This is a genomic window from Wenzhouxiangella sp. XN24 (genome assembly GCF_011064545.1).
GTDB lineage: Bacteria > Pseudomonadota > Gammaproteobacteria > Steroidobacterales > XN24 > XN24.
In genome coordinates this window covers 186,898-202,761 of the sequence record NZ_JAAMFG010000035.1, presented here as the reverse complement: position 1 = coordinate 202,761, position 15,864 = coordinate 186,898, and the positions used below count along the sequence as shown (strand labels likewise).

The window sequence follows — 15,864 nt, the reverse complement described above, 5'->3', positions numbered from 1 at the left end:
AACGGAGAGCCACGTCATGATCAAGCCACTCCTGCTCGTGTTTGCTGCGGCCGCCCTGGCCGGCTGCGGCACCGTCATCGACTTCGGCCCGGAGCCCGGCACGCCCGGCGACCCGGCCTACTGGCACTACCAGCCCGAACTGCACGGCCCGAACGCGCCGCCGCGCGCCAACCGGGCCGACAATGCGCCTGCGAGCCCGGCGGCCGAGGCGCCAGGCGCTGATGCCGCCGCACCGAACCCGGCTGCGTCGTCGGCCGGGCAGCCTGGCATTCCCGCGGCACCGCCTGCTTTGCCCGCGCCGCCGCCGCCGAGCGCCGCACCGCCCGCACCCGTCTCCGAAACGATGTTCAACGACGCCATCCGCCGGGCCGTCGCCTCGGGCGAGATCGATCGCGCATTGCGGCTGCTCGAGGAAGCGGAACGCCTCGGCTCACAGAGTGCGCGCCCGGCGTTCATCGACGCCCTGGAGGGCCGAGAAGAGAACTAGCTCGCGGTTTCCGGCGCCGGTTCGGGCGCGGCCTCGAGCCGCGCCAGGCCGGCGTGCATGAGGGTGACGCGGTACTCGAGCGCCCGGGCCAGCGTCTTGCGGTGCGTCGCCTCGACGGCATGCCCGCTGGCGACGCGCACCGAGAACCCCGGCAGGCACACCAGCCTCCAGACATGCGGCAACAGTGACTGGCCTCCCGACCATGCGAGCGCCAGGCCGGTATCTACGTCCGGTACGTCGGTTTCGTAGACCAGTGCCGCGGGCCACACGGGGTGGCCGTCGCGCGCCGGCAGGCTGAGCAGTCCCGAGCGAAACGGCAGGATGCGCTCCCCCGTACCGGTCGTTCCCTCGGGAAAGAACACCACGAGATCGCCGTCCTCCAGGGCACGCGCCATGCCGTCGAGGGTGACGTTCGCGTCACGGCCCTTGTTGCCCCGGTTCACGAACAGGGTTCCGCCCTTGCGCGCCAGGAAACCGATCACCGGCCAGTGCGCGATCTCGCTCTTGGAGACGAAACGACAGCCCGTCAACGACATCAGCACGGGGATGTCGAGATAGCCGGTGTGATTGGTGATCAGGAACCCCGGCCCGGCCGGCAGCTCGCCCTGCAGATCCACGCGGCCTCCCAAAACCCGGCACATGGATCCCGCCCAGCGGCGCGACACGCCGCGGCGCAGCCGCGCCCGCCCGGCGCGATCCCACGGCCAGAGCGCCACCAGCCCCCAGCCGAGCACGTAGAAGAGGGTCACCAGCACCAGGCCGAGCATGCGCACGATCGCCCTCAACAGGCCGAACGGGCCGACGGGCACGCGTGCATAACGAGGCTTGTTCACGGGCGGCGCAACACTCACGGCGGCATCGTGACAGCGAGGCCCGGCCGCCGCAAGCGCAACCCGCTCCAGGGGGCCAATTTCGCACATGTGCAATAATTACCCATCCGTTCAGCCACATTCGGAGTCTCGTGGGCTTCCCTAATCTTCGCACCGCAACCGTCGCACTGGTCGTCCTGCCCTGCCTGCTGGCGACCGCCTTGATCGGCTGGGCCACCCTGCGCGGCCTCGAGGAACGCTACAGCACGCGCATGCAGGAAGACCTCGAGCTGATCGCGCGGACCCTGCGCCTGCCGCTCAGCCGGGCCCTCGCCGCAGATCGCCCGGGACTGATCCAGGAAACCATCGAGTCGACCATCGGCATGGACCAGGTCTACGCCGTCCATGTCTATGGCCGGCAGGGGCAGCAGGTCGCGGGCATCGGCCGGCGCCGCGCCGCCGTGCCCACCGCGGAAGCCGTCGAGCTCGCCGGGCAACGCGAGCGCCAGGAGGGCTCCGCCGACCTCGGCGAGGAGACGCTCGAGTCGGTGTTTCAGCCGCTCACCGACGAAGGCGGGCGCATTGCCGGCCTGCTGCAGGTCACCCGCCACAGCAGCGCGGTGCAGGCCTACCTCGACCGCGCGCGCGCCATCGCGCTGCTGGCGATCGGACTGGCCGGGCTGCTGCTCACCGGGGTGATCGTCCTCGGCCACCATTTCGGCATCGGGCGCCACCTGATCCGGCTGGAAGGCGGCATGCGCCGCATCCGGGAGGGCGACCTGGAGCACCGCCTGGCGATTGCGGGCGCTGCGGAATTCCGCGACCTGGCGCGCGGCATCAACCGCATGCTCGACGGCATCACCGCTTCGCAGCGCGAGATCGAGCGCCGCCGCGAAACCGAGCAACTGCTCCGCGAGCGCCTGCACCGCGCAGAGAAGATGGCGGCCATCGGCCGGCTCGCCGGCGGCATCGCGCACGAGCTGGGCTCCCCGCTGTCCACCCTGTACGGCCGTACGCAACAATTGCTGCGCCGGCCCGCGATGGACGACACCCAGCGAGCCGCGCTGGAGGATATCGGCGACAACGCCCTGCGCATCGAAAAGACGATCCGCCAGCTGATGGACTTCGGCCGCAGCAACCCGCTGAACCGCGTTACCCTGGATCTCTCCGACCTGCTGCACCGGCTCGCCGCCGATGCACGGGCGCTGTCCCCGGAGGGCGTCGAGATCGAGGTGGACTGTGACCCGCGGATCCGCATAGCGGCCGACCCGCTGCGCATCGAGCAGGCGTTGCGCAACCTGGTGGACAACGCCGCCCAGGCGGCCCGCACGCGGCTGCGGATTTCCGCTGACGCGGACGCGCAGCACGTACGCATCCACGTGGCGGACGACGGCCCGGGCGTCCCCGCGGAATCCAGGGACCTGGTCTTCGATCCCTTCTACACGACCAAGCCGGTCGGCCAGGGCACCGGGCTGGGACTCAGCGTCGCCAGCGCGGCCGCCGAAGATCACGACGGCCACCTCGGCCTCGACGACGATGTGCTGGGGGGCGCCCGTTTCACCCTGACCCTGCCGCGGGAGACAGCCGATGAAAACGCATGAGGAAATGCCGGCGCGCATTCTCGTCGTCGAGGATGATGCAGGGCTGCGCGAACTGCTGCGCAACGAACTCGAGGATGCCGGATACCGACTCGACACGGCGGCCGACTGTGCGGCCGCCCGCAAGCTCATCGCGAGCGGCCGGCCGGACCTGGTGGTCAGCGACCTGCGCCTGCCCGGCGACAGCGGACGCGAGTTGCTCGAGCATTGTCGGAGCATGGAGGCGCCGCCCGGATTCATCATGATCACCGCGTTCGGCACCGTCGAGCAGGCCGTGGCCGCCCTCAAGGCCGGCGCCGACGATTTCCTCACCAAGCCGCTGCGCCTCGACCACCTGCGCCTGGCCGTAGCGCGCGTCCTGGAGGCGCGTGCCTTGCGGCTACAGCTGTCACGATTCCGCAGCCTGCTGGCCGACGGCGATTTCCACGGCATGATCGGGCGCAGCGCCCCCATGCGCCACCTGTTCGCCGCCATCCGGCAGATCGCCCCGCTCAACGGCCCCGTGGTGATCACCGGAGAAAGCGGCGTCGGCAAGGAGCTCGTCGCCCGTGCGCTGCATGCCGAGAGTCGCCGCGCCGACGAGCCGTTCGTGCCGGTGAACTGTGCGGCGATGCCGGCGGAGCTGATGGAGAGCGAACTATTCGGCCACGCGAAGGGCGCGTTCACCGGCGCCGTACAGCAACGTGCCGGGCTGTTCGTCGAGGCCGATGGCGGCACGCTGCTGCTCGACGAGATCGGCGAGATGCCGCTGGATACGCAAGCCAAGCTGTTGCGGGTGCTCGAAAACGGGAGCATCCGTCCCCTCGGGGCCGACCGCGAGATCCGTGTCGACGTGCGCCTGGTTGCCGCGACCAACCGCAACCTGGAGGCGGAGGTCGCCGCGGGGCGCTTCCGCAAGGACCTGTTCTTTCGTCTCGAGACCTTTCCGCTCGTGGTGCCCCCGCTGCGCGACCGCGGCGATGACGTCGACCTTCTTGCCGCGCGGTTCGTGGCGCGGTTCGCGGCGCTCGCCGGCCGCCCGGCGCCGACACTCACCGAGGCGTCGCTGGCGCTGCTCAACGCCTACCCGTTCCCGGGTAACGTGCGCGAGCTTGCCAATGCACTGGAGCGGGCCACGGCATTCTGCGACGGACGGGAGTTGCGGCCCGCGCATCTGCCGGAACGCATACGCCGGCGACGCCCGTCGAGCGCCCTCGCCGACGAGCCCAGGCGCGACCCCGTGAACGGCCTGGCCGACGGACCCGCGCACGACCCCGCGAGCGGCGCCCTGTCGGCGAGTGATGCGCTGCACGATGGCGCTTTCCCGCTGCTCGAAGGCAACGAGCCGGTTCCGCTGGCGGCCCTGGAGCGCCGCTATATCCGCTGGGTGCTGGATCGTGTCGGCGGCAACAAGCGGCGCGCCGCGGAACTGCTGGGGATCGGCCGGCGCACGCTGTATCGACGGCTCGACGAGGGCGTGTAGCGTTTCGGCGCATGGGCCGCGATCCGTGCCAGGTTGACACGCCGGGCGTGCTGCGTGGCTTTGCCGATCCGCGTGAGCCCCTGCGCAGAGCGCCTCCCGGGAACTGGCACGACCCTTGCTCCTCTCCAGTGACCAACCATGAAAGGAGCATTTATGAAACATCGCAGCACCCAGGCTGTCGCCCTCGCCGCAGCCATCGGACTCGGCGCCGCCCTCAGCGCAGCGCCCGCCTTCGCGCAGGACTACCAGCAGGACACCTCCCCGCAGGCGTCGGCGCCGGACGTGAGCAGCGAGAAACTCGACAAGTTCGTGGACGCCCTGGCGGAAATCAGCGTGATTCGCGAAGCCGCCGCGGTCGAACTCGAGGCTGCGGAAGACATGGAGCAGGCGCAGAAACTCCAGCAGGAAGCGCAAGCCGAGATGATCGACGCAGTCGAGACCGCGGGGTTGACGGTCGAGGAATACAACCAGATCGCCACGGTGATGGGATCCGACCCGGAACTCGCCGAACGCGTCCGTACCCAGCTCGAGGAACGCAGCTAGTCAGCTAGCCGGCGGGCGAGATCGGGAGGCACCGGTCGGGACCGGGACGGACCGCCAGGAAGCGGTCGGCCTCCAACCGACGCGACTTCCCGATTTCACGGGACCAGGGTCCGTGCTGCGAGGCACGGGCCCTTTTTCATGCGCTTTGCGGCAGGGCGGGCACCGGCAGGTCACGAAAGAACATCGTGCGCGTGCGCGGCGCGAGGCGCTCGAGATCGAGCAGCACCAGGAAATCGATCGTGCCGAACGCGGCATCGATGGCCGGCGGACCGCACACTTCCGCGCCGAGCTTGAGGTAGCTCTGGAACAGCGGCGGCAGTTCGTTGCGTCCCGGCGGGCGCCGCGGCCAGCCGGGGATGTCGCAACTCATGCCGCTTTGCGGCGCGACCGAGTAATCGCGGCTGACGAAGCCCTCGCGTTTCAGCTGCTGCCACACGCTCATGCCGGTCACGGCGTCGCGCGTCGGCAGCGAGCAACAGCCGAACAGGTAGCGATGGCCGTTCCACAGCAGGTACGCCGCAATGCCGCGCCACAGCAGGTTGATGACCCGGCCGTTGCGATGCTCTGCAGCGACGCAGGCGCGGCCGATCTCAACGGCATCGCGCAGCATGGTCCGCGGCAGCCGACACAAGTCGAACTCCGCCTCGGCGTAAAAGCCGGCGTAGCCCTCCGCCATCGTGCCCGTCTGTAAGCGGTAACTGCCGACCACAGCGCCGCTGGACACGTGCTCGATGACGATGTGATGGAAGAGCTCGTCCCACGGATCGGCATCCAGGCCGGTGGCCCAGTTAGCCTCGAGCCCTTCCCCGAGCTCGCGATTGAACACCTCGAAACGCAATCGCTGCACGCGCTCGAGATCGGCCGGCGTGCGACCGAAGCGCAGTCGATACGAACCGGCGGTCCGGTCGAGCGGCGGCAGTCTTTCCGGTGAGACGGGGTAATGAGTAGCGGCCGTGGCGAACATGGCAAACCCGCAACATGAGCCTGCCGCGCACCCTAAGGCGCGCGCGTGACGGGTTGGTGACGGGGAAATTGCCGTTTCGTGCCAGGGTCAGACCTGTGCGGCCGAAAGGCACTCCGGTCCTCGGTTTCTCGATGAATTACCGGAATTGGGCGGATGGGCCGGGGAATGCTGACAACGGATACTGCACCTGTCAGCCGACGCGACACGAACCAGGAGGGTCATCATGCACACCGTCGTCATCACTTCCGGTTTCGACATCAGGATTCCGCAACAGGCGCGCGAGGCGCTCGGGCTGAAGCCCGGCCAGAGACTGAGGGTCGCGGCCTATTCGGGGCGCATCGAACTGGTGCCGGTCAAGCCCGCGATCGAGTGTCCAGGATTGTTCGGCGACGGGCTGGACCAGTCCGACACGCCGGGGCGGGGCGGTCCCGGTCCAGGCGAGGAACCGCGTTTTGCGTGAGGCTGTGCTCGGCATAAAATGCCGGCATGGTGGGAGGCGATCGGTTTCGGCTGGGGGATTGCGAGGTGGCGCCCGCAGACGGGACCGTGCTCGCGCCGCACGGCACGCAGCGCATCGGGCCGCGCGCCATGGCGCTGCTCTCGGTCCTGGCCGCGCGGCCGGGCAAGGTGTTCAGCCGCGAAGAGCTGATGAAGGAAGTCTGGTCGGGCCTCATCGTATCGGACGAAACGCTGTCCCGCTGCATCTCCGATCTGCGCCAGGCCCTGGGCGATAACCCGAGAGAACCACGGTACATCGAGACCCTGTCCCGGCGTGGTTACCGCCTGCTCGAAGCCCCGCAACCGCTCGAGGCTCAGCCTGCGGTCGAGGGCCCGGAACCGCTCGAGGCTCAGCCTGCCCCCGAGGGACCGCACCCGCTCGAGACACTACCACCGCTCGAGACCCAGACACTGCCAACCGAGGTCGACGGCCCGGGCGCGAACGCCGGATCCGGCCTCGCCGTGCCTGCGCCTGCTGCGACTCGACCCGGCCGCCTGCGGCCCTGGCAGGCCGCAGCCGTCGCGCTCGCCCTGGTCGCGGCCATCGCAGCCTGGGTGATCGCAGCCCGGCTGCCCGAGGCCGACCCGCCAACCGCAGCGGTGCCCCTGGCGGAAAACGGCCTCGCGGTACTGCCCTTCGCCAACTTCAGCGACGATTCCGAGCTGGAATATTTCAGCGACGGGCTCACAGAGGAGCTGCTCAATCGCCTGGTCGCGATCGACGCACTGGCGGTCGTGGCGCGCACCTCGTCGTTCGCCTTCAAGGGCGTCAACCGCGATGTGCGCGATATCGGCCGGACGCTCGGCGTGAGCTACGTGCTCGAGGGCAGCGTGCGCCGCCAGGACGAGCAGGTGCGCATCACGGCGCAGCTGATCGATGTGCGCAACGGTTTTCATCTTTTCAGCCGCGTCTATGAGCGCCCCTTCGCGGATGTCTTCGCCATCCAGGAACAGGTGGCGCTGGACGTGGGGGCCGCGCTGGAGCCGCGCCTCGCCGGGATCCTCGGCGGCATCACGCCCGTCGGCCAGGAGACCTCGCCCGAGGCGATGGACGCCTATCTTCTCGGCAAGCACCTGCAGCGCAAGCTGACGGTGGAGAGCCTGCAGCGCGCGGTGCTGCAGCTTCGCAAGGCCGTGGAGCTCGATCCACAGTTCGCGCGCGGCCACGCGGACCTCGCCACCACCGTGGCGCTGGCGACCATTTACGCCGACCGGCCCATGGCCGAGGCCCGCGACGAAATCGAGGCATCCATCGCCCGGGCGCTGGAATTGGACCCCGCGTCTTCTCCCGCCTGGCATGCGCGCGGCCTGCTGGCCTTCGGCGAGCAACGAATGGACGACGCGATCCAGGCGTTCGGCCGCGCGCACCAGCTCGACCCCAACAACGCGGGCGCGCTCGGCATGCACGGCCGCACCCTCTATGCGCAGGGTAACAACCGCGAGGCCGCCGAACTGACCCGCCGGGCCTTGCAGAAAGACCCCCTCAACGCTGGCCTGATCCACAACCACGCGGCGATCCTCACGCAGCTGGGTGAGTTCAGCGAGGCCGAGCGATGGCTGCGGCGCGCGATGGAAATGGAGCTCGGCAGCCATGACCTGAACACCGTGTGGACGATGGCCGGCCTCAAATACGTGGCCGGCGCCCACCGGGAAGCGGTGCACTGGTACGAACTGGGCATCGAGCACGGCAACCAGCACAGCCTGGTGCGCACGCAACTCGGCTGGGCGCTCCTCGAGCTCGGCGAGTTCGACCGGAGCCTGCCCTGGATCGAAGAAGGGCTGGCCAAGGCCGCGGACCCGCTGGGACAACTCGACAGCCTGCTCGCCTGGCACTATTTCCAGGGCGACGTCGAAGGCGCGGTGACGTGCGTTCGCAGCTACGACGAACGCTACCCCGGGCACGTGAAAATGCCGGCGTACCGCGCGTTCGCGGCGCTGTTGCAGGGCGATGCGGCGACCGCCATCCGCGAGTACGAATCGCTGGCCGGGCTGGATTCGGAACGGCTGCACAACCCCTGGGACAAGATGTTCGGCCACTGGCACGCGCTGCACCTGGCGCGGGCCAGGCAACTCGCCGGCGAGCATGAGGCCGCCGAACTGACCCTTGCGGAGGCGGAACGGCGCCTCGCGATCTACGCGCGGCAGACCGGCATGCCGGCGATGGTCTCTTATTACCGGGCGGCCATCGCGAGCCTCCGTGGGGATCGCGAGCTGGCCTTCGAGCACCTCGACCATGCCTACCGGGCCGGCTGGCGACGTCACGCGCAGGTGCGGCACGGCCCCCTGTTCACGATGCTCCACGGGGACGCACGCCTCGACACGATGCTGACCGCCGTACAACAAAACTTGTCAGGTCAGCGGGCCGCCCTCACGCCGTAAGGCGGATCATCGTTTTCTCAGGACTTTCTCAGGACTTTCCGGCCCCCGGGTGAGGAGGATCGGGTGTGCGCGACACATCGGCTCCCCGTTGCCAACCAAGAGGGCACCCCGTTGAACGACAAGACCCCCTGGACCCGGATCCTGTTCGGACTGCCGACGCTGCTGCTGCTGGCGTTGGCGCTCAAGGCCTGCGGCGGAGATTCCCGCCAGGATGACGGCACCGAGAACCGCCCCCCGACGGCCAACGCCGGCCCGGACCAGACCGCGCCACTGAACGCCACCGTCCAGCTGGACGGCTCGGGGTCCACCGATCCGGACGGAGACGCCCTCGGATACAGATGGCGCCTGCTCGAGCGGCCCGCCGGCAGCCAGGCCGCCCTCTCCGAGGCCACGGCCGTCCAGCCGAGCTTCGTCGTCGACCTGGCCGGCAGCTACACCGCCGAGCTGGTGGTCGACGACGGGGTACTGGACTCGGCGCCCGACACCGTGCGCATCGATACCCTCAACTCCGCGCCGGTGGCCGACGCCGGGCCGGACCAGACCGTGACCCTCGGCGCGCTCGTGCAGCTCGACGGCTCGGCCTCGAGCGACCCGGACAGCGACCCGCTGAGCTACGCCTGGACCGTGCTGGAGCGTCCCCCCGGCTCCGCCGCCAGTCTCGACAACACCGCCATCGTCAACCCGGTGTTCACCGCCGACCAGCCCGGCGCCTACCGCGTGCAGCTCATCGTCAGCGACGGGCAGCTCGAGAGCACCGCCGATCACGTGATCGTCTCCACCGCCAACTCCGCGCCGGTCGCCGAGGCCGGCCCGGACCAGTCTGCGTTGCTGGGCGAGACCGTCACCCTCGACGGCAGCGGCTCGTTCGACGCCGACGGCGACGCGCTCAGCTATGCCTGGTCCCTGCTCAGCCGGCCCGCCGGCAGCACCGCCGCCCTCGCCGGCCCCGAGACCCCGACGCCGAGCTTCACCGCCGATGCCGAGGGCCTGTTCGTGGCCCAGCTGATCGTCAACGACGGCCAGCTCGACTCCGCGCCCGACACGACCACCGTGGAAGTCGCCGTTCCGCCGCCGCCGAACGAACCGCCGGCCATCACGTCCACGGCCGTCACGACCGGCACGGTCGACCAGCCCTACGGTTACACCGTCACGGCCAGCGACCCGGACGGCGATGCCCTGTCGTTCAGTCTCAGCATCCGGCCCGAGGGCATGACCATCGGGGCCACCAGCGGCGTGATCACCTGGACGCCCAACGCCGCCGGCGACTTCATCGTCACCGCGGTGGTCGAGGACGGCCGCGGCGGCAGCGACAGCCAGACATTCACCATCACCGTCGGCGAAGGCAGCGGTGGTGGTGGTGGCGGCGGCGGTCCTGGCGGGATCCCCCCCAGTCCGGCCGATGTCGCGCCGCCGCTGCCCGCCACCACGACGAGCCCGGTGGCGACGTCTATCGAGTTTCTCTACACCGGCACTGACCCGATCCAGACCGGTGTAAGCGCAGGCACGATCGAGCCGAGGCGTGCCGCGGTCATACGCGGTCGGGTGCTGACCCGCGAAGGCGAGCCCCTGCCCGGCGCCCGCATCACGATCAAGGACCATCCGCAGTTCGGTCAAACGCTGTCGCGCGCGGATGGTGCGTTCGACCTCGCCGTCAACGGCGGCGGGTTTTTGACCATCGACTATACGCTGGATGGTTATCTCCCCTCCCAGAGAAAAATCCCGGTTCCATGGCAGGACTTCGTGCATGCCCCTGATGTCGTGTTGATCCCGCTCGACGAAAACGTGACGGTCATCGATCTCGCATCCCTGTCCGATATCGCGGTCGGATCCGGCAGCGTCGTCGAAGACGAGGACGGCCGTCGACAGGCTCGCGTGCTGTTCGAGCCTGGCACGAGCGCCGAGATGATCCTGCCGGACGGCAGCCGCGTGCCGCTCGAGAGCCTCAGCTTCCGTGCGACCGAGTATACGGTCGGCGCCACCGGGCCGGCCGCCATGCCCGGTGACCTGCCCGGCAACGTCGCGTACACCTATGCGGTCGAACTCTCCGCCGATGAAGCTCTGGCCAGCGGCGCGACCCGGGTCCAGTTCGACAGGCCGGTCGCCTTCTACGTCGACAATTTCCTCGAGTTCCCGGTCGGCAGCGCAGTTCCGATGGGCTATTACGATCGGGAAAAGGCCGCCTGGGTGCCGTCTGATGACGGCGTCGTGATCGAAGTCGTCGGCGCCACGGACGGTCTCGCTGATATCGATATCGACGGCAATGGCCTCGCGAACACTGCCGAGGAACTCACGGCGATCGGTCTCGATAACGCCGAAAGGCAGCGAGTCGCGACTCTCTACGGGCCGGGCACCACGCTGTGGCGCGTCGAAATCGATCACTTCACGCCATGGGACTGCAACTGGCCCTATGGCCCGCCCGACGATGCGGTGCCTCCGCCGCCCTTGCGCTTCCAGGATGAGCCGGATCCCGAGTGCGGTAACGAAGTCGACGGGTCGATTATCGAATGCCAACGGCAGGTCCTTGGCCAGCGCATCGGCGTCCCGGGCACGCCTTTTACGCTGAACTACCGTAGCTCCCGTACGGAAGGCCGGGTGGCGGAACGGACCTTCGACATCCCGCTCAGCGGCGGCAGCGTGCCCGATAGCCTGCGGCGAATCGAAGTGACGGTTGGTATCGCCGGACGGCAGATCCGAACCGCATACCTCGCTGAGCCGAATCTGGAGCATACGTTCACATGGGACGGACTCGATGCCTACGGACGGAAGGTGCAGGGCCAGCAGCGTGCGACTGTCGAGGTGGCCTATGTCTACGGTGCCGTATACTTGGAGCCTTCCGAGTTCGCCCGCAGCTTTGCCCGAGTCACGTCCACCGGGGTCGCCATAGGCGGCCGGCGGGGAGCGCTCGAGATCCGCCTGACCCGCAAGAGCCACAAGCTCCTCGGCACCTGGGATGAAAGCAAGAACAGCCTGGCCGGCTGGTCCATCAGTGCCCAACATGCCTATGACCCGGTCCGCCGGATGCTGCATCGCGGCGATGGTCGCACGCGGGTCGGCGGCACGCCGCGCTTCCAGGCGGTCAGGAGCTCGGTGGATGTCAGCGCAGTGGCCGTGGCCCCGGATGGCACGATCTATTTCAGCGACCGAAATCGAGTACGGCGAGTCCTGCCTGACGGCGAAGTCGAAACCGTGGCCGGCACCGGTAGTCAGGGGTTCTCGGGCGATGGTGGCCCGGCGACGAGTGCGACACTCTGGTCGCCCTCCGGTATCGCACTTGACGAGCAGGGCGGCTTTTACATTGCAGACCTCGGCAATCACCGTGTCAGGTATGTCGATCCGGCGGGCATCATCCGTACAGTGGCGGGAACCGGTGTCCAGGGTTTTTCAGGAGATGGCGGACCCGCGATCGAGGCGCAGCTGCTTGCTCCCGACGCTGTCGTCCTGGCTCCGGATGGCGGGCTGTACATCGCTGACCGCAACAACCACAGTATCCGCCAGGTGACACCGGACGGCATCATCCAGACCATTGCGGGCGGAAACGGGCGCGGCGATTCAGGGGATGACGGCCCGGCGACCGCGGCACAACTCAACTTTCCCCGGGGCGTCGCGGTGGCGCCCGACGGCAGTGTCTATATTGCCGACACCAACAACAGCCGAGTCCGTCGTGTCTCGAGCGACGGCACCATCACGACCGTGGCCGGCATCGGCAACATCGGCGGCCGCCTTCAAGGTGATGGGGGTCTCGCCACGGAAGCAGAGGTTGAAGACCCCGTCGAACTGATGTTCGCTTCGGACGGGAGCCTCTACATAGCGCAGATGAGCGGGGCCGACAACCAGGGCGCGGTCCGACGCCTGTGGCCCGACGGCACCATCACGACCGTCGCTGGCCGTGGCGACATGTCGCTCGGCTTCGTATTTGGTGCCGCACTCGACCCCGACGGCGATGTCTACATCGCACACAGCAGCGGAAGGAATATCCTGAAGGTCGTGCAGCCGCTGTCGCGTTTCTCGGGAGACAACATCCTGCTGGCTGCGCAGGACGGCGGGCTGGTCTATGAATTCGCGCCCACGGGAGTGCACCTTCGGACCCTCGACGCGATGACGGGCGCCATCCGCTATGAGTTCTCCTACGATGACGCTGGCCGCCTCGTGACGATCACTGATGCTTTCGGCAATGAGACCGTGGTGGAACGCGACGGCACGGGCATGCCGGTTGCGATCATTGCGCCCTACGGTCAGCGTACCGAGTTGTTTGTCGGTGCTTCCGGCAATCTCGAACGCGTCGTCGCGCCGGATGGTCGCGAGGTCCGGGCCCAGTATGCCTCGGGCGGCCTGATGACCGGCTTTACTGATCCCGCGTCGAACACATCGGTCTATGGATACGACACACTCGGCCGGCTGGTCAGCGCCCAAAACGGCGCCGGTGATGTGCAGACCTTCGCCCGGAGGGAACTGCCGAACGGATTCGAAGTTGTCCGTACCTCGGCGACGGGGCTGGAGACAACTTATCGGGTTGAGCGCCTGGATACCGACGCGCGGATGTTTACTACGACAGCGCCGAGCGGCGCAAGTGCGTCAGTCGAGCTTCGGCCAGACGGCAGCCAGGTTAGCGTACTCCCGGATGGCACGGTGATCCGCAACGTGCCGCAATCCGACCCGCGCTTCCGAATGCAGGCTCCGCTCCCGGGTTTGACGATCACGACGCCAGCCGGCCGCACGCATGAACTGCGTGTCGATCGGGACGTGAACCTCAACATCCCCGGCGATCCGTTCAGTATCGCTACGCTCGAAGAAACCATCATGGTCGACGGGCGCGAGTACTCCAGCCGATATGATGGCGCGACAAGGACCTTTACGACGACAGCGCCAAGCGGCAGGCAGGCGACGAGCACCCTCGACCAGTTCGGACGTGTCGTAGCGCAACGGCATGGCATGCTGGCTGAGGTGGAATACACCTATGACACGCTCGGACGGCTCACGGGAGCGAGTACGGGGTCGGGCGCGGAAGTCCGCTCGGCAAGCTTCCTATACGGGCCGCAAGGGTTGCTTGCTTCGGTCGTCGATCCCGAAGGACGGCGAGCCGAGTATGTACGTGACACGGTCGGTCGCATTACAACGAAAATTCTCTCGGACGATCGAGAAATTGCGTTCGAATACGATGCGAACGGCAATATCGCAACGATCACGCCTCCCGGCCGTCCGGGTCACTCGTTCGAGTATGGCCCGACAAACCTTCTAGCAGCATATCGGCCACCGGGTATCGGCCTCAGTGGACACGATACGACTTTTGCTCACGACGCTGATCAGAGAATAGTGAGCCGGAGGTATCCAAACTTGGAGGACGTGTCGATCAGCTACGACCCTCACAGCGGACTACTTGCATCAGTAACCGTGTCCGAAGGCAGCTTTTCGTTCAGTCACGACTCTGCTGAGCGCGTGACATCGATTACGACACCAAGCGGCGGCACACTGACAACACTGTTCGATGGTGCTCTATGGACCGGCGCTGCATGGAACGACGCCGTCGCCGGCAACGTCAGCCTCACGCACGATGAAAATTTCCGAATCACCTCCGTCGCCGTAGGCGACACAAGCGTGAACTACTCGTATGACGAAGACGAACTGCTGGTCCAGGCTGGCGAACTGGTATTGACGCGCGACACTCATGGCCAGATCTCGAGCGCGCTGCTTGGCGGTGTTTCAGAGGCGTTTACTAGAAACGACTTTGGAGAAGTGAGGAGCTACAACGCCGCGCATAACGGTACGTCGCTGCTCTCAATTGACCTCACTCTGGATCGTCTCGGCAGGACGACCCAGAAAACCGAGTCGATAGATGGCGTTACGTCCAGCCACGCCTACACGTACGACCTGGCTGGCCGTCTGACTTCGGTGTCGGTCGACGGGGCAACACGCACATACGCGTACGATAGTAACGGAAACAGGCTCAGCGGGCACGATGGCACGACATACACTTATGATGACCAAGACCGCTTGCTGTCGGCGTCGACTCCATCGGGAGTGGTGACTTACCAGTACGATGCGCGTGGTGACCTGATTCGAAAGAGTCTTGATGGGACAGCGACGAGCTACGCTTATGACGCGCTTGGGAATCTGAGATCCGTGGAGCTGCCGGACGGGCGTCTAATCGAGTACAAGACCGATGCTTTAAATCGGCGGATTGGCAAGACGATAGACGGAACCTTGGTAAAGGGCTTTCTGTATCTCGACGGCTTGAAGCCAATTGCGGAACTCGACGGAACCGGGTCAATCATGAGCCATTTTGTTTACGCGGGCGCGGTCAACGTACCTGCATACATGATCAGGGCCGGCGCGACATATCGCCTGATTACCGACCAGATCGGTAGTGTGCGACTGGTCGTTGATATTGGCACTGGCACGATCGTACAACGCCTCGATTATGACGAGTTCGGTAACGTTTTGCGTGATACTGCGCCGGGATTTCAACCTTTTGGATTCGCAGGCGGGCTTTACGATCCGGATACAACTCTCGTGCGATTCGGCGCGCGCGACTACGACTCTTCAGTGGGAAGATGGACCTCCAAGGATCCGATTCTGTTCCTCGGCGGCCAGACTAATCTTTACGTGTACGCGATGAATGATCCGGTGAATCGAGTCGACCCAGCCGGTCTGTGGTCTTTCAATAAGGTATTTGACAAGCTCTTCGATTTCGCCGCAGCAACTAAGAAATTCTACGATAAGATTTCTGCGCCGACCGAAAAAGGTAAGAAATATATCGAGAAGGCTAACGAAGTTGCTGAAGACAGCATCAGCATTAGAGAAACGCTGGACGATCCCACGCTGATTAAAGGACGGAAGGCTCTCAAGATTTTCCAGTGCGTTCTCGATTATCTTCCTCCCATTCCGTTCTTGGGTTCGAGCCCGTTCAAGGAAGATCCGGTCGCCATGACTCTCGAGCAAGTCGATGACCTTGGCGACGAGTTCTACGGCAGCAAGAATCTCGAGGCCGAGCCCGCGCCGGAAACAGCTCCCATAGGGTATCCCGGCTATACGGAGGAGGACCTCAAGAAACCAGGCAAGAACTTGCTGCTGGAGGCGCTGGAAACAGGATCCTGGTCGAGCTTCAAGTGATGGTGGAACGCATGCCC

General features: G+C 66.7%; 9 protein-coding genes. 7 read left to right on the top strand and 2 right to left on the bottom strand.

Features of this window, described 5'->3' with window-relative positions:
- Positions 1–16 precede the first annotated feature (16 nt).
- Positions 17–487, top strand: coding sequence for a hypothetical protein (locus G6032_RS11875; protein WP_165282353.1), 471 nt, complete (start codon positions 17–19; stop codon positions 485–487).
- On the opposite strand, the gene G6032_RS11870 is transcribed toward G6032_RS11875, so the two are convergent.
- Positions 484–1,320 (bottom strand): lysophospholipid acyltransferase family protein, encoded by an 837-nt coding sequence (locus G6032_RS11870; protein WP_165282352.1) that lies wholly within the window; start codon positions 1,318–1,320, stop codon positions 484–486. The two genes, G6032_RS11875 and G6032_RS11870, sit on opposite strands and share 4 nt — an antisense overlap.
- 128 nt (positions 1,321–1,448) lie before the next feature.
- Here G6032_RS11870 and G6032_RS15725 point away from each other — a divergent pair, with 128 nt between their 5' ends.
- The 3 genes from G6032_RS15725 to G6032_RS11855 all read left to right on the top strand — a co-directional run bounded on the left by G6032_RS15725 (position 1,449) and on the right by G6032_RS11855 (position 4,899).
- Positions 1,449–2,897, top strand: a complete 1,449-nt coding sequence (locus G6032_RS15725; protein ID WP_165282351.1) for a HAMP domain-containing sensor histidine kinase — start codon at positions 1,449–1,451, stop codon at positions 2,895–2,897.
- Positions 2,884–4,356, top strand: a complete 1,473-nt coding sequence (locus G6032_RS11860) for a sigma-54 dependent transcriptional regulator (RefSeq protein WP_206211954.1) — start codon at positions 2,884–2,886, stop codon at positions 4,354–4,356. Before G6032_RS15725 ends, G6032_RS11860 begins: the two co-directional genes overlap by 14 nt.
- Positions 4,357–4,509: 153 nt before the next feature.
- Positions 4,510–4,899: a DUF4168 domain-containing protein gene (locus G6032_RS11855; RefSeq protein ID WP_165282350.1), complete on the top strand. Its 390-nt coding sequence runs from the start codon at positions 4,510–4,512 to the stop codon at positions 4,897–4,899.
- Positions 4,900–5,035: 136 nt separating this feature from the next.
- On the opposite strand, the gene G6032_RS11850 is transcribed toward G6032_RS11855, so the two are convergent.
- Complete coding sequence (locus tag G6032_RS11850) at positions 5,036–5,863, bottom strand: GNAT family N-acyltransferase (RefSeq protein WP_165282349.1); 828 nt, start codon at positions 5,861–5,863, stop codon at positions 5,036–5,038.
- 223 nt (positions 5,864–6,086) lie between these two features.
- On the opposite strand from G6032_RS11850, the gene G6032_RS11845 reads away from it, so the two are divergent.
- The 3 genes from G6032_RS11845 (at position 6,087) to G6032_RS11835 (ending at position 15,847) form a co-directional block, all read left to right on the top strand.
- A complete protein-coding gene (locus G6032_RS11845; protein ID WP_165282348.1) occupies positions 6,087–6,323 on the top strand; it encodes an AbrB/MazE/SpoVT family DNA-binding domain-containing protein in 237 nt (78 codons plus the stop codon).
- A gap of 65 nt (positions 6,324–6,388) precedes the next feature.
- Entirely contained in the window at positions 6,389–8,740 is a 2,352-nt protein-coding gene (locus G6032_RS11840) for a winged helix-turn-helix domain-containing protein (protein WP_165282347.1), read from the top strand.
- A gap of 111 nt (positions 8,741–8,851) precedes the next feature.
- A complete protein-coding gene (locus G6032_RS11835; RefSeq protein ID WP_165282346.1) occupies positions 8,852–15,847 on the top strand; it encodes a PKD domain-containing protein in 6,996 nt (2,331 codons plus the stop codon).
- The last annotated feature ends 17 nt before the right edge of the window (positions 15,848–15,864 follow it).

What these genes read in the sequence shown, in the direction of transcription:
- G6032_RS11875 (WP_165282353.1), top strand. Translation starts at nt 17, where the DNA reads ATGATCAAGCCACTCCTGCTCGTGTTTGCTGCGGCCGCCCTGGCCGGC.
- G6032_RS11860 (WP_206211954.1), top strand. Translation starts at nt 2,884, where the DNA reads ATGAAAACGCATGAGGAAATGCCGGCGCGCATTCTCGTCGTCGAGGAT.
- G6032_RS11855 (WP_165282350.1), top strand. Translation starts at nt 4,510, where the DNA reads ATGAAACATCGCAGCACCCAGGCTGTCGCCCTCGCCGCAGCCATCGGA.
- G6032_RS11850 (WP_165282349.1), bottom strand. Translation starts at nt 5,863, where the DNA reads ATGTTCGCCACGGCCGCTACTCATTACCCCGTCTCACCGGAAAGACTG.
- G6032_RS11845 (WP_165282348.1), top strand. Translation starts at nt 6,087, where the DNA reads ATGCACACCGTCGTCATCACTTCCGGTTTCGACATCAGGATTCCGCAA.